The organism is Acidaminobacter hydrogenoformans DSM 2784 (assembly GCF_900103005.1).
In the GTDB taxonomy this organism is placed as follows: domain Bacteria; phylum Bacillota; class Clostridia; order Peptostreptococcales; family Acidaminobacteraceae; genus Acidaminobacter; species Acidaminobacter hydrogenoformans.
The window spans coordinates 25,692-44,015 of sequence record NZ_FMWL01000001.1 but is presented as its reverse complement, the minus strand read 5'-3'; the positions used below and the strand labels follow the sequence as shown (position 1 = coordinate 44,015).

Genomic DNA, 18,324 nt, shown 5'->3' with positions numbered 1-18,324 from the left:
TGCTTATTTATCCAAGTTCAGGAGAATACCTCGATTTGATTTTTAGGTTTATTTGGTTTTTCAAAAGCCTAAAAAGCCTAAAAAATATTAAAATTCTGTTAATAAACTGCGAAATTGATGGCATGATATTTGCTTTATAATATAATGAAAATCCTTCGCTGTAATCACATTCTGAATACTTATGCCTGTATAAGCTTTATGAGTTGAAATTCAAAGTGCGGGTACAATTCAGCGGCTGCTCTCTTAAAAGTTTCAGAATATCTCGAAATCTCAGACAATACATAAGTGTGAATATGAGACTTTTCAGGCTGTGTAATAATTATTAGCGGCGTGTTTTAAGAGAGACAATTGGATTGCTGTGGATCAGAAGGATTTGGAATGGTGATTTCTCACAAATCATGAAATCAGGAGGGTTCTTATGGTATTTGGAATACTCAAAGACATAAAGGAAGGTGAAAACAGGGTTGTCTGCACTCCTATGGAGGTCCGCAGCATTATCAGGGCCGGCCATGAAGTGCTGGCTCAGAAGAATTGTGGCGCAGGTGCAAATTTCACTGACGACCAATACAGGGAAGCTGGCGCAGTTATTGTCGAGACTATGGAAGAAATGTACAGTCGCTGTGACATGGTGGCGAAGGTGAAAGAATTTGAGCCTGTCGAGTTCGACTTGATTCGAAAAGATCAGATTTTACTTGGCTGCATTCATCCCGCCGGCCATCCTGAAGAAGTGGACGCCTTGATTAAAAGCGGTTGTATTTCATTTACCGCAGAGGATTCTCACCGCTATGGCTCTCCAAACTGTGAGGCAGCAGGCAAGCAAGGCGCTCTGTTTGGCCTTGAATCCATGCTCACTACAAATGGCGGCAAAGGCAAATATGTGGGAGGCTTCGCTGGCGCTCCAGGAATGAATGTCCTGATCATGGGCGCGGGAACTGTAGGCCAGGGGGCTCTGGAGGTTCTGTATGCATTAGGCGCTAATTGTACCGTCATGGATATAAACCTCGGTGTTCTCAGAACGACCGCATCCCAATACAAAGGTAAAATTAACACCATGTTCTGCAATCAGGAGACTATAGCTTCGGTACTTCCTCAAACGGATATGGTGCTTAACTGCATTAAATGGCCTAAAGAACGGAAAGATTTTCTGATCACAAGAGAAATGCTGAAACTGATGGAGCCGGGATCCGTTCTTGTGGATATCAGCAATGATGATCCAGGTGCCATTGAGAGCAGCCACGAGACGCATCATGATAACCCGCGCTACGTTGATAACGGTATTGTTCACTATTGTGTTTCGAATATACCAGGCGCGGTAGCCTATAGTACCTCCGTTTCTTACGCGGCGATTATGCTGCCGCTCATCCTCAGTATACTGAACAAGGGTGTTGAAGAGACTTGTGTGGCGGATGGCTATTACAGGCGGAGTCTCACAACTTACAAGGGGTATCTGACTCATGAGGAGACCTCGGCCATCCAAGGCAAACCTTGGATCCAGCCTGAGAAAATTCTCGGGATAGAAAACCGCAAGCTGGACTTCGCGCCGCCTGCGACGAGCTCAAGGTCAAAAAATTATATTGAATTGTAAAGTTTCTGAGTATTAGAAGCTCCAAAAACGAATAGGGAGGCTATCATGAGCGACGCCATCATCGATCTGGACCAACTTATCAAAGATGGAAAAGCACTGCCGGACATTCAGGCGATCCGGGGAGAACGCTGGTTTGCTCTGGATACCAGCATTGAGGAGGACATGGTGCCGTATTGGGGCGGAGACTTTGGCTGTTCCTCGGAGTACAACAGGCTGCGGGCGGTCCTGCTGCACAGGCCAGGCAATGAGCTGAACAGCTTCGACTTCGACAAGGTGCGGTTTAGAGAGCCGGTGGATCCCAAGAAATTTCAAGAGCAGCATGACCTGTTGGCAGAATATTACCGCGCTCAAGGTGTGGCAGTCCATTACACGGAAAAAGTCAGAGAAGACAGACCCAATGCTGTATTTTGCCGGGATAAGCTTTTCATGACGCCGGAAGGCGCTGTTGTCTGCCGGCTGGCCATGGCGGAGCGCCGGGGTGAGGAACGTTACATATCTGAAGCCCTTGGGCGTATTGGTGTCCCAATTGTAAAAACGATTTCCGGCAGGGGTATTTTCGAAGGGGCTAACGCCATGTGGGTCGACCGCGAAACTTGTATTTTGTCGCTCAGCGTTCGGGCCAACCGCGAAGGCTATGACCAGATGGAGCACGAACTGAGGAGACAAGGGGTCAAGGAGATTATCCCCATGCAGATTCCTTACGGGCATGCCCATATAGATGGCCTTTTGAATCTCGCGTCGCCTGAAGTCGCTGTGCTCCATGCAAGCCAAGTGCCCTATGTGGTTGTAGATGCTTTAAAGAAGAAGGGCTACAAAATCATTGAGACACCATCCCAAACCGAAGCTAAATATGGCTATTCCGTCAACTTTGTGGCCATTGAGCCAGGGCATGTTGTGACAAGCGTGGGCTCACCCAGAACTGTGGAGCTTATGGAAAAGGCAGGGGTTAAGGTTGACGTCCTCGACCTTTCTGAGCTCAACAAAGGGAAAGGGTCCTGTCATTGCATGACAGCCTTCCTGAAGCGGGATGCGCAGTAAGTCAAAATAACGGCTAATCAGGGCTTCCTGACCACTCTACCATGTGCGGACGTGCCGTTATGCAATTTCAAAATTAACATCAGACTGTGTCGGTGAGTCGACGCGTTCGAGATGTTAATCATAATTAAAGGGGGAAAACAAATGAACAAGAAGCGTTATTTATCCATCTTGCTTATGTTTCTGCTGCTGATGTCTGTTTTAACAGGCTGCGGCGGACAGACGGCACCTGAGGCAGGCGGGGAAACCGGTGGTGAGACACCGGCTGTAAATCCTGAAGAGGAAGTCCTCACGATCAGAAAGACGGCTTCCCTGCAGTCTACAGACTGGGAAGCGACCACAAACACCTTTGATATGCAGATTATGTGGGTACAGGTTTTTGAAAGTCTCTATACCATTGATGAAGCGGCTGGCGGTTATCAAAATCAGCTTGCAAAAGAAGTCGCAATCAGTGAGGATGGCCTCACTTACACTGTAACCTTGGTTGATGCGTCTTTCCAAAACGGAGATCCGCTGAAAGCCTCTGACGTTGTCTTCAGCTACAAACGCGCTATGGAAAACTCGCGTTTCAACTATGTAACGTCTATGATCAAGAGTGTTGAAGCTCAGGATGACAAAACTGTTGTCTTCACCCTGGAGTATCCTTACTCAGCTATTTCGCACACGTTCTGGTCTATCAAGATTTCAAGTGAGCGTGAAGTGACGGAACTGGGCGACGCGTTTGGCACAAAGCCACATACCGCAGCCACAGGCCCTTACATTATCACTGAGTACGACGTTGCTTCAGGCGTCAAATTAACAGCAAACGAAAATTATTGGAAAGGCGCTCCAAACATCAAGAATGTCGAATACATTGTTGTCTCTGATGATTCAGCAGCGGTCATCGCTTTTGAGAACAACGAAATTGAGTATCTTGCTGACGCGCCACTTTCTGAATGGGAATCCTTGAAGGCGGCAGCTGGAGAGAATCATTCCCTGACAAAAGGCAATAACATTCGTTTTATGGCCATCAATTACATGTCACCAACAAACAATAATATTCTTGGCAACTTAAAAGTTCGCGAAGCGATCTTCTACGCGATCAACAAAGATAACATCAACGCTGCAGCTTCCAGCGGTTATGGAGCGCCAGCCTATGAATACATGCCTCACGAGTATGTGGCAACGTCTCCTTCTGTAGAAGACGGTGGCTTCAAAGTGTTTGATTACGATCCTGCGAAAGCGAAAGAGATGTTGAAAGAAGGCGGCTTCACGGATGCTCAGATTGCTGAAGGCATTGATGTTGGTACATTGATGACTTACGGCGCAGCGACAGCTGAAAAAGCGAAGGCGGCTCAAGTTATCCAGGCTAACCTTGCTGAGGTTGGTTTGAAAGCTGAGATCTATGTGGCTGAAGCAGCACAGGTAACGCCAAAACTCTACGCCCAAGATTATGATATGTGTATTTTTGGGGACAGCGGCAACTACGACTTTAACAACATTCGTCAGCAAGTCCATTCTGAGTCTACTGGCATGTACGTTGTCAAATACGCGGATGACAATAGCCCGCTTGACTGGAAGCGCTTGGAAGAACTCGTTCAAATGGGTGTTTCCACGGCGGATACGCAAGAGCGCCTTGGTTATTACACTGAGCTTTGGTCCATGGTTATGGATTCAGCGACAATTCTCCCTCTCTATCATAACCCGGTTGGGATCGTATGGTCCTCTAAGCTCGATCCAGGCGGTCTCTCCCCTACGTACTATCACATTTATAATTTCAAGTGGGTTGAATAAGAGAACCTAGTCAAAAAAGAGCCAAGGTTATTATGAACAGGTATGGCATTCCCGTGGTTGATGCTGTGGGAATGCCATGCTTTATAAAGGGGGTTCGGTTGTGTACAGATATGTCATTAAGAGGCTCCTGTTTCTGATTCCCACAATTTTAGGAGTAACACTGATCATTTATGCAGTCATGAGCATTACACCTGGGGATCCCGGACGGGCAATGCTGGGCACCAGCGCGCTGCAGGCGGATGTGGATGCTTACAACGAAATGCTGGGATACAATCTTCCATTCCCAATCAAGTATTTTAATTATGTCAAAGCCATGGTTATTGATCAGGACTTTGGCTTTTCTTACCTGACGAAGCAACCGGTCTTTGATGAAATTTGGCCGCGATTCTTAGAAACGCTCAAGTTGGCCTTTTTAGGCGTCTTTATTGCCGCCGCGCTGGGGATTCCCTTTGGAATTTACGCGGCAGTAAAACAGTATTCCCTTTGGGATACCATTCCTTCTTTAGTGGCGTTTTTCATGGCGGCATTCCCGGCATTTGTTCTGGGTCTGTTATTCCTGTATTATTTTTCTCTAAAGCTGAATTTGCTGCCATCTTATGGCATTGGTTCCTTTGAACATTACATAATGCCAGCATTAGCGATTTCAATTCCGCCTGCGGCGCAGAATATGCGATTTATGAAATCGTCAATGCTTGAGGCCATTCGGCAGGATTACGTTCGAACTGCCCGGGCCAAAGGCGCTGCAGAACGGACAGTGGTTTGGAAGCATGCCCTTAGAAACGCCTTACTTCCCGTTGTCACTCAGATTGGACTCAGCTTGGGCATCCTGATTGCAGGTGCCGTTGTCGCAGAAAAAATCTTTTCGATTCCCGGCATTGGAAGCTTAATTGTGGATAGGATTGCCTACAAGGATGAGCCTGTTATAATTGCCGGAACCATTTTGATTTCAATCTGCTTTACGCTGGTCATGCTGCTGGTCGACATTATTTATGCTTTTATTGACCCTCGTATACGGGCAAAATATTCCAACACAAAGGGGTAGACTATCGTGGAAACTAAAATGAACCCTCAGACGGTTAAGTCCACGACAGTGGATAGCTACAAGCGTCCCAGTCAAATCAAAGAAATTTGGCGAAGGTTCAGCAAAAGTAAGGGTGCCGTTATAGGCTTTGTTCTCTTTACAATTATTGCTGTGTCTTTGTTGGCAGCGGATGTTATAGTGCCTTATGAAATGGCAACCAAACAGGATTTTTCTCAGCAGCTGGCAGCGCCTTCCGGTGAGCATTGGTTCGGGACGGATGGCTATGGCCGGGATGCTTTCGCGCGCCTGCTTCATGGCGGACGTACGTCGTTAAGTATTGCACTGCTGGCAACACTCAGCTCAGCGGTATTGGGCAGCGCTCTCGGCGCAATCTCCGGATATTTTGGCGGTAAAGTGGATAACTTCATAATGCGCAGCCTCGACATTTTTATGTCCGTACCGGACATCCTTTTTACCATGGCAGTGGTTTACGCTTTAGGTGCTAACTTTATCAATTTGTTATTTGCGTTGACCCTTGCCTACTTTACCAATTATGTGCGTTTGGTCCGGTCTCAAGTCCTCAATCTCTCAGAACAGGATTATGTTGAGGCCGCCCGCGCGGGTGGCTCCGGAAGCGCGAGAATTATTCTGTCGCATATTCTTCCGAACGCGGTGGGTGTCATCATTGTCAATACAACGCTTAACGTTGCTAAAATCATCCTGTATGAGTCAACACTCAGTTTTCTTGGTCTCGGGATGCCGCCTCCGCAGCCGGAATGGGGCTTGATGCTTTCTGAAGCCCGCGAATTTATGCGCACGGCGCCTTGGCTCATGCTGTTCCCAGCAGGTGCTATCGTTATCACCGCGGCTTCTATCAACCTCATGGGTGACGGACTTCGGGACGCGCTGGATCCACACTTGAAATCATAGCCGGGAGGTTTTTTCATGGCTCACAAGGATACAGAAAAAATACTGGAAATAAAAAACCTCAAGGTTATTTACAAGACGGACCTTGAGACTGTTGAGGCTGTGAATGGCCTGGAACTTTCCATAGGCAAGGGGAAGACACTGGGGCTTGTCGGAGAGACGGGGGCGGGTAAGACAACGACCGCACTGTCCATTCTCAGGCTGTTGCCGGCTATAACAGGACGTATTCTCGAAGGTGAAATTTACTTTGACGGAGAGAATCTCCTTGAAAAAAATGAGCGTTATATGCAAACCGTAAGGGGCAACAGAATCTCCATGGTGTTCCAAGACCCTATGACGAGCCTGAATCCGGTTTTGACGGTTGGGGAGCAAATTGCTGAAGCGGTTCAGCTTCATAATCCCGACATGTCAAAGGAACAGGTCAACGAGAGAGTGGCCTTTACACTGAATATGGTAGGCATCATGCCTTCGAGAAGCGGCGAGTATCCGCATCAATTTTCAGGGGGCATGAAGCAAAGAGTGGTCATAGCCATGGCGCTTTCCTGCGAGCCGGAGCTTTTGATTGCTGATGAACCGACAACGGCTCTGGATGTTACGATCCAGGCGCAGGTACTGACCATGATACGCGAGCTCAGGGACAGACTGGGAACCTCCATGCTCATGATTACCCACGATTTAGGGATTGTAGCCCAGACTTGTGATGATGTCGCAGTCATGTACTCAGGCATCATTATTGAGGCGGGAACCGCAGAGGATATATTTTTGGGCGACAAACATCACCCATATACTGTAGGGCTGTTTAATTCAATCCCGAATCTGGACGTCAAGTCTGAGCGCTTAAGTCCTATTGCGGGGCTTATGCCGGATCCGACAAACCTTCCCAAAGGCTGCGTCTTCGCGCCGCGGTGTGAACACCGCATGGATATATGCTTGACGGCGCGTCCGGAAGCTTACGTCAATGGGACACATAAGATTGCTTGTTACTTGTTCACCGAACAGGCAGGGAAACAAAAGGCGGGTGTAGATCAGCATGCAGAATGACAATCAAGTAAAACCTCTTCTTGAGACCATTGAGCTTCGAAAATGGTTTAAGCTTAGGGGCGGCTCTCATCTCCATGCGGTAGATGGCATCAATATGAAAATTTTTTCGGGAAAAACTATGGGCGTCGTTGGGGAATCCGGCTGCGGAAAATCTACGCTTGGACGAACGATTATCAAGCTGCTTGAACCAACGTCCGGTCAGATCTTGTTTGAAGGAAAAGATATTACGGATTATTCCGTCAAAAAAATGCGGCCAGTCCGCAAGGATATGCAAATCATTTTTCAGGATCCGTATTCAAGTATTGATCCCAGGAAGTCTGTTATAGAGATTATCTCTGAGTACATGTATATACACAAACTGTATAAGTCAAATAAGGAAACCTTCAATAAAGCGGCGAGCCTGATGGATCTCGTTGGACTGGCCAGACGCTATGCGAACTCCTATCCCCATGAACTGGACGGCGGGCGCCGCCAGCGCATAGGGATTGCGAGAGCCCTTTCACTGAATCCAAAGTTTATTGTCTGTGACGAGCCGGTGTCTGCACTGGACGTTTCAGTACAAGCACAGAACTTGAACCTTCTCATGGACATCCAGGATGAGCTTGGACTTGCCTATATGTTTGTCACCCATGATTTGTCTGTCGTCAAACATATTTCGGATGATATCATGGTCATGTATCTTGGCGTGTGTGTGGAGCAGGCACCTTCAGAAGAACTGTTTTCAAATCCGCAGCATCCTTACACAAAGGCTTTGCTGGCGGCTATTCCGAAACCGGATATCAGAATGCGGAACAAAGAATTTGAGCTGATCAAAGGTGAAGTCACAAGCCCGGTTGACGTAAAACCTGGCTGCCGCTTTGCATCAAGGTGTGATTACGCAGTTCCGGAATGTGTCAGCCGAGATCCGGATTTTGTGGAGACGTCGCCGGGACATTTTGTGGCGTGCTATGTTGTCAATGGCAGATAGGCTATAGGATGCCGGATGAGATCCGGAATTGAAACTTGAGATGGGAGACGATTAAATGATCATCGGCATTCCAAAAGAGATCAAGAAGAATGAATGTCGTGTTGCCGCGACACCTTCCGCGGCAGCTGCATTGATAAAGCGCGGCCACACGGTCCTCGTGGAGCCGCAGGCGGGTCTGGGCAGCGGATATCCGGACGAGGCTTATGTCAGGGCCGGCGCGCAGATCACACCGCGGGAAGCGCTATACAAGCGCTGCGATATGCTGTACAAGGTCAAGGAAATCGAAGCCTCAGAATACGAACTGCTTCATGAAGACCAGATCGTGTTTACATATCTGCACTCAAACGCCCACAGTGAGATGACGGAGGTGCTTCTTGACCGCGGCATCACCGGGATTTGCTATGAGGATGTGGATGATGAGAACGGCGACTATCCTATGCTGGCGCCTATGAGCATTCTCGCTGGAAAAGGCGGTTTTTTGGCGGCCCTTCACTTTTCTCAGAGCGTCCATGGTGGAAGGGGCCTGCTTCTTAACAGAATAGTGGGTGTGGCGACGCCGGATGTGACCATTATTGGATGCGGCTGGTCCGGGGTAGGTGCAGCTGAGCTCGCAGCTGCCTTTGGCAACAGAGTCACTATGCTGGACATCAACAAAAAAGCTATGGATAAGGCCAGAGAAAAGCTGCCTGTCAATGTTGAGTTTTTATTCTCAAACAGAGAAAATCTTGAGACTTGCCTCAAACGAACGGATGTGCTCATCAACTGTATCCTCTGGCCAAAGACCAGGCAGGACCATCTGGTCAACCGCGAAGAGCTGAAGCTCATGAAGCGGGGCGCGTTAATTGTGGACGTGGCCTGTGACGAGGCGGGCGCCATTGAAACTTGCAGGAGTACTTCCCACGACGACCCTGTATATGTCGAGGAAGGTGTCTTGCATTACGCGGTGGATAATATCCCTTCCGGTTTTGCTGAAACGGCGTCGCAGATGCTCTCTGAATGTACGCTGCCTTATGCCCTGGAGATCGCGAACCGTGGCGTGGTGGAAGCCCTTCGCCGTGACCCGCATTTGAGGCGGGGACTTACGACCTACAAAGGTCAGCTGACGCTCGTGGAAACTGCGGACAAGCATGGCATTCCTTATGTGGATCCCCTTGAGGCCATAGAGAGAAGCTGATAGCTTTGCCGTGCTTGAACAGGGAGGTTTTTTCGTGTCAAACTTATGGGGTGGGCGGTTTTCTAAACAGATGACGCACTATACCGCGGATTATAATGAATCCATCAGCTTTGACCATAAGCTGTACAAATACAGTATTATGGGGAGTGCCGCGCATGTGAAAATGCTGGCCAGGCAGGGCATTGTCAGCGATGAGGTCTGTGCGCAGATCCAAAGCGGCCTCAAGGCCGTTGAAAAGAAGCTTGATCAAAATGAGGTTGAATTCAGCATTCTGGATGAGGATATCATGATGATCATTGAAAAAGCCCTCATTGAAGAGATTGGCGACGCGGGCAAGTATCTGCACACGGCGAGGAGCCGCAATGACCAGAATGCTCTGGACGAAGCACTCTTTTTGAGAGAGGCTGTGAAGAAAACTATTGGTCACCTGAAAGACTTGCTTGAAGTTATTGTGAATAAGGCGGAGGAAGAGGCCCATAAAATCATGCCGGGCTTTACGCACTTGCAGCATGCGCAGCCCATTACCGTGGGATTTTATTACATGGCCCATTTTCAGGGGCTCAGACGGGATTTGGAGCGCCTGCAGGAATCGCTGAAGCGACTCAATGTCAACCCACTTGGCGCATGTGCGCTGGCGGGGACAACCCTGCCTACAGACCGGCACTATACAACGGCGCTGCTCGGATTTGCGGCGCCGTCTGAAAACGCCATGGATACGGTCGCGAACCGGGACGGCATTGCAGAATACTTGTTCAACGCGGCGCTGTGTATGACGCATCTGAGTGGCTTTGCTGAGGAGATCATTGTCTTCAACTCTCAGGAGTTCAATTTCATTACGCTGGAGGACAGCTTCTGCACGGGCAGCAGCATCATGCCCCAGAAAAAGAACCCTGATATTGCTGAGCTGGTCAGAGGCAAGGCGGGAAGGGCTATTGGAAACCTGGTCACATTGCTGACCGTGCTGAAGGGCACATTCCTGACGCTGAACAAGGATTATCAGGAGGACAAAGAGGCGCTCTTCGACAGCATACATACCCTGGACAGAACGCTGTTCATTTTTGCCAGAATGCTGGAGCAGATGACCTTTAACGAGGCAGTGTTGAAAGCGCAGCTAAAAAAAGGGTTCATAGAGGCGACGGATATTGCAGAATTCCTGGTCGTTAATGGCATTCCATTCAGGGAGGCTCATGAGATCGTTGGGGAATTGGTCAAGCATTGTGAACAGCAAGGCAAAGCTTTTGCGGAAGTCGTAAAAGAGGATTTGATACACGTGGGATTCCCGGTCGAACTGAATGACCTGTCTCAATTTACAGTGGAAAGCTGCATTGAGAAGCGAAACAGTTTTGGCGGGACCTCCTATGATGAGGTTGAGAGGCAGATCCGGAACGCGAAAGCGTTTTTATCAAGGATTTAGAATGAATACCGCAATGAGCAATTTTGTGCGGACGAAGGTGTTCCCCCAACGACCATTTCCAGTTCGTATCACGCCCGGATGGGGCAGTGTGCTGGTTATGGTCGTTTTGTTTTTTGCCGATGGTCTTGGGCAGTGCCACTTACACAAATATACTTGCGGTGAAGGTCCAGCTGCGATTGGCCTTGGGCAATTGTCAAAGGGAAGTCCTTGTTTAGGAAATTCATGAACATTTTTGAACGATAGACGTGCCCTTTTGGGTATAATTGACTTTAGACAACAAATAGAAGCAGCTTTAATGGCTGAACTGCGCCAGTTGGGGAGATTCAAATGAAGATAAAGAAAAAAAAGCTATTTGAAAACTACAACAGAGATCCTGATACAAACGCTTATATTATACCAATCTGGTTGGACAGCTATGATGACGTCTTCGACGACTGGGACCCTTCTCCATTTAAAATGAGGGACATTGAAGACGAATTCCTCGATTTTTTGTGGGATTCCGTCGAAGATATTCCAAAGCGGGATGAGATCATTTTCGAGTTTTTTATTCCTGCGACGCTGAAAAATTCACAAAAGGAGCAAATTTTGGTCAGCGCCCTCAAGCATCACTTTGACTACATGGCAATCAGGAATGAAAAGAAGCGTCGGAAAGAGCAGCTGGAAGCCATGAAGTATTTTATCCTCGGAATAATATTCTTCATCATTGCATACATGGGGCCTTTCAAATCTGATGCCCTGATGATTCGGATCCTGGAGGACGGATTGTTTGTGGGCGGCTGGGTATTCATGTGGGAAACTATTTCGAATCTTTTTATAGAGTCGAGGGAGCTCAATGAAGAGCGGTCAATAATAAAACGCTTCATGAAGGCGAAAGTCAGGTTCGTTGAAAAGAAGGATCCGTTTTCTTAACCGCAGGGAATAAAATTTTGTAAAAAAATGTTTACAAGCCGCGGCTTGTTTTTTACCGGTCGCGCTATAATGGGATTTAGAAATGATCAAAGCTGCAGCGCGGGATAAACAAAAATGATGCGCTGTGAAAAAAATTCTTTCATTTTAAAGTTGAATCAAAGCTTCAAGTGGCCGCATTAGAAGGCTGAAACGGTTTTTGAATGCTCATAAAGCCTTCGGGGATCAGAAAATTCTGAAGCTTTGACGATTATTTGCGAATTGGCATCAATTTTGCTTTTAAATACAATAAGAGCAGCTTGAAGCTAAAGCTTTTAGTCGGCCCACGATTTTCAAAAATGAAGGAGTTGGATGAATTGGATCATAAGAACCTGGAGCTCGCGATTCAGCTGCGCCGCGAGCTGCATCAACACCCTGAGCTCTCCAATCAAGAAGTCTGGACCAAGCAACACCTGATAGATTTTCTCAAAGCGACTACCAAGCTTGAGATCGTAGATCGAGGTCGCTGGTTTTATGCCATTTACCGTGCGGGGGAGGATCGAGAGAATATTGCCTTCCGGGCAGATTTTGATGCAATCAAAATGAAAGAAGGTATAGAGCTTCCCTATGGGTCTCTATTTCCTGGAATTTCCCACAAATGTGGCCATGATGGACACGCGGCTTCACTCGCGGCATTCGCTCTGGAAGTGGCTCAAAATGGCTCAGACAAGAACATTTTTTTTCTCTTTCAGCACGCGGAGGAAACTGGAGACGGCGCTGCGGAGTGCAAAGTCTTCATCAGGGAGAATGGTATTAAGGAAATCTTCGCTTATCACAATATGAGCGGTATGCCACTTAAGTCAGTCAATATCATTGACGGGACAACCAACTGCGCTTCAAAAGGGATGGTTATTCACATGGAGGGCAAGCCTTCCCATGCCAGTGAGCCTGAAAAGGGCGTCAACCCTGCGTTCGCCATTGCGAGGATCATTGATGCCATTCCGGGATTTATTGCGCCGGAGAAAAATAAAGGCATGGTACTTTGTACGGTCATCCAGGTAGATGTGGGTGAAAAAGCCTTTGGTGTCAACGCCAGTAAAGGCGAGCTGCTCTTGACCATTCGGGCGCTTTACGAAGCTGAAATGGATCAGCTTCAAAAAAATCTCGAGAACTTGGCGACTTCTCTGGCAGAGGCACAGGACTTGACGGTCAGCTTCTCTTATCAGGATTATTTTCCGGAAACGTTCAACCATAAAGTGAGCGCGGATAAAATTCGGGAAGCAGCTCAGAACAAGGGCTTTGAAGTCGTAGAAATGAAAGAAGCCTTCCGGGGTTCTGAGGACTTTGGCCATTATCTGAAAGAGACGAAAGGCGCCATTTGCTACATTGGAAACGGCGTGGATTATCCAAATGTTCATTCCCATAAGTATGATTTCAATGATGAGATTATCGAGACTGCGGTGGAACTATTTAAAGAGCTCGCTGCTATGTAATCCGGGCATACAAAAAGGAAGCAGGCGTAATAAAAACGCTTGCTTCCTTTTATCATAGTCATTTTGTCATTTTAGAGGATTCTTCGCAGTGCGCATTTCAAATTTTAAGCTGCTTCTTCGTTTCTTCTGCGCAAACTATTTGAATTTAACCGCTGTCCCGTACACAATAACTTCCGCTGCGCCCTGCATGATGGCACTTGAAGCATAGCGGACATTGATGATCGCGTCTGCGCCCATTGATACGGCTTCTTCCACCATACGCTTAGTTGCGAGCGCCCGGGCGTCGTTCATCATAGCGTTGTATTCAGTCAGCTCACCGCCGACCAGGGTCTTTAAACCGCTCATAATGTCTTTTCCAAGATGCTTTGACATGATTGTGGAGCCTTTGACAATGGAGAGTGTTTCGAGTTCTTTGCCCGTAATGAAATCAGTATTTACTAAGATCATCTTTATCCTTCTCCTCTTTGTCAATTTCTTTGAGCCTTATGACCAGGGTGTAAACAGCTGCGGTAATCATCCCAACGGCACCAGCGCCAATTGCCGCCCACAAAACTTTTCCAAACCACGGCCCGGGATTTTGATCCAGGTTGAAGGGAATCCAAAGGTAGATGGCAAGGTAGGCGATCAGGATAGCGGTGATGACTATAGGGGCCAGTTTTTTCACTGTGGATCCCTCCCTCTTTATGAGCGTGGCGCTTTTTCTAATTACAGTATCTAATGAAAATATGCTTTCTGCAATAATAGGGTGGAAAACTTAATCCTTTTTTAATCGGTATGAGCGAAGTTGTTACTGGAAAAAGTACTGGCCGCCGCTATAAATTCCCGGAATAGGGGCTGCGGTCGTGTTGGTCTGGATAGAAATTCCGGATGGAACTGTCCGGCGACAAACCATGGATGGCCAGGAAGCTCAATAATTTCCACGAGACGTCCATCCGGGGATACCCCACTGAAGACCATACCCGCTGCTTCTAACTGAGGCCTGTAGTCGTTGTTGACCTCGTAGCGGTGGCGGTGACGCTCGTGGATCAGCGGAGCGTTATAGGCGGCGAATGCTTTGGTGCCCTCTTTGACGACGCAGGGATACCGACCCAGTCGCATGGTGCCGCCTTTGTCAATGACGCCATGCTGATCCGGCATCAGGTCAATGACAGGATTTTTTGTAAAAGGGTTCAGCTCGGAGGAATTTGCGTCTGATAAGCCCAGAATGCTGCGGCTGAACTCAATGACGGCGAGCTGCATCCCAAGGCAAATACCAAAGAAAGGAATGCCGTTTTCACGGGCGTACCGTATAGCAGATATCTTACCTTCAATGCCGCGGTCGCCAAAGCCCCCAGGGACGAGGATGCCACAGGCGGAAGCCAGCAGCGCCGCTGCATTGTCATCATTGATCTGCTCGGAGTGGATCCAGTCGATCTCGACACTGGTATGATTGGCGATCCCTGCATGTTTCAGCGCTTCCGCGACGGAGAGATAGGCGTCGTGGAGCTCGACATATTTGCCTACGAGAGCAATTCGCAGACGCTGTGTACAGGCCTTTTCAGCTTCAACAACAGCCCGCCACGCCGTCAGGTCAGGCGCACTGCAGGAAAGGCCCAGACGGCGGCATACCTTATCCGCAAGACCCTCCTCCTCGAGCTTCAGCGGCACCTCATAAAGGGTCTGCGCATCGAGATTCTGGATGACATCCGCTGCTTCCACATTACAGAACAGTGCGATCTTGCTTTTGACCTCCTCTGGAAGCGGTACGCTTGTCCTGCACACGATCATGTCAGGCTGTATACCAATCTCACGAAGCTCCTTGACGCTGTGCTGCGTCGGTTTTGTCTTCAGCTCTCCTGATTTTTCAAGATAGGGCACAAGGGTGACGTGCAGGTACATGACATTGTCACGTCCAAGGTCATACCGGATCTGGCGGATGGCCTCGAGAAAAGGGAGGCTCTCAATGTCGCCAACGGTACCTCCAATTTCCGTGATGACGACATCCGGCGCCTGGTCTTTTGCGGCTTGGTAAGCTCTGGCCTTGATCTCGTTGGTAATGTGAGGGATGACTTGAACTGTCGCGCCCAAATATTCGCCGCGTCGTTCCTTCGAAATGACTGACCAATAAATTTTCCCCGTTGTCACGTTGGAGCTGCTGCCCAGGTTAATGTCAATGAAACGTTCGTAGTGGCCGAGATCCAGATCCGTTTCTGCGCCGTCCTCTGTGACAAAGACCTCGCCGTGCTGATAAGGGCTCATTGTTCCGGGGTCCATGTTGAGGTAGGGGTCGAATTTCTGGATGGTCACGCGAAGCCCCCTGGATTTCAGAAGCCGTCCCAATGATGCTGCGGTGATCCCTTTGCCGATGGATGAGACCACCCCACCGGTGACAAAAATGTACTTGGTAGTCATTTGCTCATACCTCCCTTTGCACAAAATAATGAGTCGCGGCAATTGACTGAAGTGATCAAGGCAATAAAAAAAGAGTGAGAGGTCCCCCAATTTCGGATGACCCACCACTCTCAGGCTGTCTTGATCACTATGGCACTCACCCTTTAGGGTGTGTCATTGCTCGAACTAATATTGAATAAGTATAAATGAAAGCCCGGCAGGCGTCAACCGCGTACCGGGCTTCTATTGAAATAATTTTGCGTAAATCATTGAGGGCGTGTTTTGTGACGGCCCCTTCTATGACGCGTACTCCGTAAACCGCTTTTCCCTCATATCACAGGCGACAATCCGGTTCCTTCCGGCCAGCTTCGCTTCATAGAGCGCAGCATCAACGGACTGGATATGCTCAGACATAATCATGGTTCGGTCTGGAATGCAGGTAGACATACCTATGCTAAGTGTGGTGACACCGAGGGGCGAACGCGAATGAATGACTGCTTCTTCTGCCAGGGCGTGTCGAATCCGGTTGGCGACCATAAGCGCGCCGTGCTCATCCGTGTTGCTCAGCAGGATGATAAATTCATCACCACCATAGCGGGCAACCAGGTCGCTGGTGCGTTTCACATTATCGCTGATCAGCGCGGCGGTGCGTTTGATCATTTCATCTCCAGTGATGTGGCCGTAAGTGTCGTTATATTGTTTGAAATAATCAATGTCAATCATAAGCAGGGTCAGCGGTTCTTTTTCTCTTTTCGCCCGGCTCCATGCCTGGAAATAAAACTCGTCAAAGCGTCTGCGGTTGGCAATCCCGGTCAGTCCATCCATTTCAGAGAGTGCTGCCAATTCTTCATTAAGCAGCCGAAGCTTCTGCTGTGCGGCTTCGCGCTCCTGGATTTCAAGGTGCAGCCGTTCGGAGTTTTGGGCGTTCTGAATGGCAATGGAGAGATAAGCAGACAGCGTGCCAAGGGTATCCAGAGTCTGCTTGGTGTAAACGTTGCTGGTGAGACTTTGGACTGTAATGATGCCAATAATTTGATCTTCGACCGTCAGGGGATAGAACATAATGGCTGGCATAAGGGCGCCAAAGCTGGAGGAAAACATTCTGACAGGTTCTGGCAACACACTTTGATCCGAGTTGATCATGATTTCCTTGCGGTTCCGGTAACACCAGACGGCGAAGCTGTTGTCCTTTGCCATAGGAATTCTTACGTCATATACCCGCAGGCCATCCTCCACGAGGTACTCATAGTGTATGGCGTCAGTTTCGGAATTGTAGAGAGCAATGCCAAACAAGTCGGCGTTCATCAGATCCGTGATGTGTTTATGCACTAAGGTGAAAATGTTTTCGAGACTTAAAACCGCGGTGATCTGTTTACCTATGTCGCTGATGACCTTGAGGGTATGATAGGCATCCTGCAGCTCGTTGGACCGGTCCTCGAGCTCTTTGGCCTTATGCTCGAGGGCCTGGCTGAGCGCTCTGTAAGCTTCTTTTTCCTGATAGGAAGTGTCAGCTTCCAACTGGATCTCAAGGCCTCTCAGGCGCTGAGCGCGTTCAATTTTCTCAATAGCCTGAACAGCGTTGTGGCGTTTCTTGGCGTAAGCAAGGGCGTCCTCTGTTTTGCCGAGGGCTTCGCAGGCAGGGATCATTTCGTCATAAACCTGGAGGAGCAAGGTTTCCGAATTAAGGCGTTGAGCAATCTTTAAAGCATCAAACAAAATTTTTAAAGACCGGCTGTGCTCGCCCTTTTCAAAAAGAGTCCTGTGAATATCGATCAGAACCTCGGCTTCATGGATCATTTCCTTGGTGATTTTGTTGAGTTCGAGGCTCTTTTTCAACTTCTCATGCGAAGCATCGAAATGCCCTTTTTTTCTTTCGATAATGCCTGCGTAATGGAAACAGGCAGATTCGATCATGACATTTTCTTCAGCCTTTGCAATTTCTATGGCCTTGTCGACATAAAGCGTCGCGTTGTCGTAATCGTTCATTTCGAGGTAAAGTCCTGCTATATTTGAGACCGCTACAGATTTATTGATGGGGCTGCTGACCGCCTGGTGTGTCTCCTGACTCTGCTGGTAGAAGTCGAGGGCTTTTGTGTAGTCTTTGAGTTCTCGGTAAACTTCACCTATGTTGTTAAGTATTCGCGCTTCCAATGCGCGCGTGCCAATTTTTTTTGAAAGCGTCAAGGCGCGCTGGAAATATTTGAAGCTGAGGTCGTAAATTTTGAGATAGAGATTGACGATTCCAAGCGCGTTCAAGATCTCGGCCTCCAGCTCAGGATCCTTCAAGGACAGCACCTGGTCGTAAGCTTTCTTGAGGTGGGCTTCGGATTCAAAGAGACTGCCCAGGCGCAGATGGCCTCTTCCAATGAGATACAGGCTTTTGGCTACTCCGGAGGGATAATGGATGGAGGCGGCCATTTGCAAGGCGTTCTGGGATATTCTCAACGTTTCGGCTGGGGTGGTGCGTTCTATGTATTCGGCCTGGTCGTTGAGCCAATCGACCCGTTCCCGCATGGGAAGCGCCTCGGGGACGAGACTGCTTCTGTTATTTACTTCTGTATGCAAGAGATTCACTCTCCTCGAAGCTTGGTTTTTTGTGTTACAATTATACCATAGATGCTGTTGGAAATGAATTCCGG

15 protein-coding genes are annotated in these 18,324 nt (G+C 48.4%); 11 read left to right on the top strand and 4 right to left on the bottom strand.

Translation table 11 applies throughout. From position 1 onward, the window contains the following. The first annotated feature begins 418 nt into the window (after positions 1-418). The 11 genes from BLP63_RS00185 (at position 419) to BLP63_RS00135 (ending at position 13,315) form a co-directional block, all read left to right on the top strand. Positions 419-1,585: an alanine dehydrogenase gene (locus tag BLP63_RS00185; protein WP_092588872.1), complete on the top strand. Its 1,167-nt coding sequence runs from the start codon at positions 419-421 to the stop codon at positions 1,583-1,585. A 45-nt stretch (positions 1,586-1,630) separates the two neighbouring features. Further along, entirely contained in the window at positions 1,631-2,623 is a 993-nt protein-coding gene (locus BLP63_RS00180; RefSeq protein WP_092588871.1) for a dimethylarginine dimethylaminohydrolase family protein, read from the top strand. Positions 2,624-2,764: 141 nt separating this feature from the next. Then, positions 2,765-4,393 (top strand): ABC transporter substrate-binding protein, encoded by a 1,629-nt coding sequence (locus BLP63_RS00175; RefSeq protein ID WP_170829197.1) that lies wholly within the window; start codon positions 2,765-2,767, stop codon positions 4,391-4,393. A 100-nt stretch (positions 4,394-4,493) separates the two neighbouring features. Then, positions 4,494-5,435 carry an ABC transporter permease gene (locus BLP63_RS00170; RefSeq protein WP_092588869.1) on the top strand — a complete coding sequence of 314 codons (942 nt, stop codon included), beginning with the start codon at positions 4,494-4,496 and terminating at the stop codon, positions 5,433-5,435. A 6-nt stretch (positions 5,436-5,441) separates the two neighbouring features. Then, positions 5,442-6,344, top strand: a complete 903-nt coding sequence (locus tag BLP63_RS00165; protein ID WP_092588868.1) for an ABC transporter permease — start codon at positions 5,442-5,444, stop codon at positions 6,342-6,344. A gap of 15 nt (positions 6,345-6,359) precedes the next feature. Further along, positions 6,360-7,382 carry an ABC transporter ATP-binding protein gene (locus BLP63_RS00160; RefSeq protein WP_092588867.1) on the top strand — a complete coding sequence of 341 codons (1,023 nt, stop codon included), beginning with the start codon at positions 6,360-6,362 and terminating at the stop codon, positions 7,380-7,382. Next, the gene (locus BLP63_RS00155) at positions 7,372-8,349 is read left to right on the top strand and encodes an ABC transporter ATP-binding protein (protein ID WP_092588866.1); all 978 of its coding nucleotides are present in this window, start codon (positions 7,372-7,374) and stop codon (positions 8,347-8,349) included. Before BLP63_RS00160 ends, BLP63_RS00155 begins: the two co-directional genes overlap by 11 nt. A 55-nt stretch (positions 8,350-8,404) precedes the next feature. After that, positions 8,405-9,523 carry an alanine dehydrogenase gene (locus tag BLP63_RS00150; RefSeq protein ID WP_092588865.1) on the top strand — a complete coding sequence of 373 codons (1,119 nt, stop codon included), beginning with the start codon at positions 8,405-8,407 and terminating at the stop codon, positions 9,521-9,523. Positions 9,524-9,557: 34 nt separating this feature from the next. After that, positions 9,558-10,937 (top strand): argininosuccinate lyase, encoded by a 1,380-nt coding sequence (gene argH, locus BLP63_RS00145; RefSeq protein ID WP_092588864.1) that lies wholly within the window; start codon positions 9,558-9,560, stop codon positions 10,935-10,937. Between the two features lie 327 nt (positions 10,938-11,264). Next, positions 11,265-11,846, top strand: coding sequence for a hypothetical protein (locus tag BLP63_RS00140; protein ID WP_092588863.1), 582 nt, complete (start codon positions 11,265-11,267; stop codon positions 11,844-11,846). Positions 11,847-12,199: 353 nt separating this feature from the next. Next, on the top strand, positions 12,200-13,315 hold the full coding sequence (locus BLP63_RS00135; protein WP_092588862.1) for a M20 metallopeptidase family protein: 1,116 nt from the start codon (positions 12,200-12,202) through the stop codon (positions 13,313-13,315). Between the two features lie 135 nt (positions 13,316-13,450). Here BLP63_RS00135 and BLP63_RS00130 read toward each other — a convergent pair whose 3' ends face one another. From BLP63_RS00130 to BLP63_RS00115, 4 genes are all read right to left on the bottom strand, one after another. Beyond that, the gene (locus BLP63_RS00130) at positions 13,451-13,762 is read right to left on the bottom strand and encodes a YbjQ family protein (protein ID WP_092588861.1); all 312 of its coding nucleotides are present in this window, start codon (positions 13,760-13,762) and stop codon (positions 13,451-13,453) included. Further along, a complete protein-coding gene (locus tag BLP63_RS00125; protein WP_092588860.1) occupies positions 13,743-13,979 on the bottom strand; it encodes a hypothetical protein in 237 nt (78 codons plus the stop codon). The genes BLP63_RS00130 and BLP63_RS00125 overlap by 20 nt, the downstream gene beginning before the upstream one ends. Positions 13,980-14,080: 101 nt before the next feature. Beyond that, positions 14,081-15,706, bottom strand: coding sequence for a CTP synthase (locus BLP63_RS00120; protein ID WP_092588859.1), 1,626 nt, complete (start codon positions 15,704-15,706; stop codon positions 14,081-14,083). 276 nt (positions 15,707-15,982) lie between these two features. Then, positions 15,983-18,250 carry a sensor domain-containing diguanylate cyclase gene (locus tag BLP63_RS00115; RefSeq protein ID WP_092588858.1) on the bottom strand — a complete coding sequence of 756 codons (2,268 nt, stop codon included), beginning with the start codon at positions 18,248-18,250 and terminating at the stop codon, positions 15,983-15,985. Positions 18,251-18,324: the final 74 nt, after the last annotated feature.

Coding starts and splice junctions, on each gene's coding strand:
- BLP63_RS00185 (WP_092588872.1), top strand. CDS start 419: ATGGTATTTGGAATACTCAAAGACATAAAGGAAGGTGAAAACAGGGTT.
- BLP63_RS00180 (WP_092588871.1), top strand. CDS start 1,631: ATGAGCGACGCCATCATCGATCTGGACCAACTTATCAAAGATGGAAAA.
- BLP63_RS00175 (WP_170829197.1), top strand. CDS start 2,765: ATGAACAAGAAGCGTTATTTATCCATCTTGCTTATGTTTCTGCTGCTG.
- BLP63_RS00160 (WP_092588867.1), top strand. CDS start 6,360: ATGGCTCACAAGGATACAGAAAAAATACTGGAAATAAAAAACCTCAAG.
- BLP63_RS00155 (WP_092588866.1), top strand. CDS start 7,372: ATGCAGAATGACAATCAAGTAAAACCTCTTCTTGAGACCATTGAGCTT.
- BLP63_RS00150 (WP_092588865.1), top strand. CDS start 8,405: ATGATCATCGGCATTCCAAAAGAGATCAAGAAGAATGAATGTCGTGTT.
- BLP63_RS00140 (WP_092588863.1), top strand. CDS start 11,265: ATGAAGATAAAGAAAAAAAAGCTATTTGAAAACTACAACAGAGATCCT.
- BLP63_RS00130 (WP_092588861.1), bottom strand. CDS start 13,762: ATGATCTTAGTAAATACTGATTTCATTACGGGCAAAGAACTCGAAACA.
- BLP63_RS00120 (WP_092588859.1), bottom strand. CDS start 15,706: ATGACTACCAAGTACATTTTTGTCACCGGTGGGGTGGTCTCATCCATC.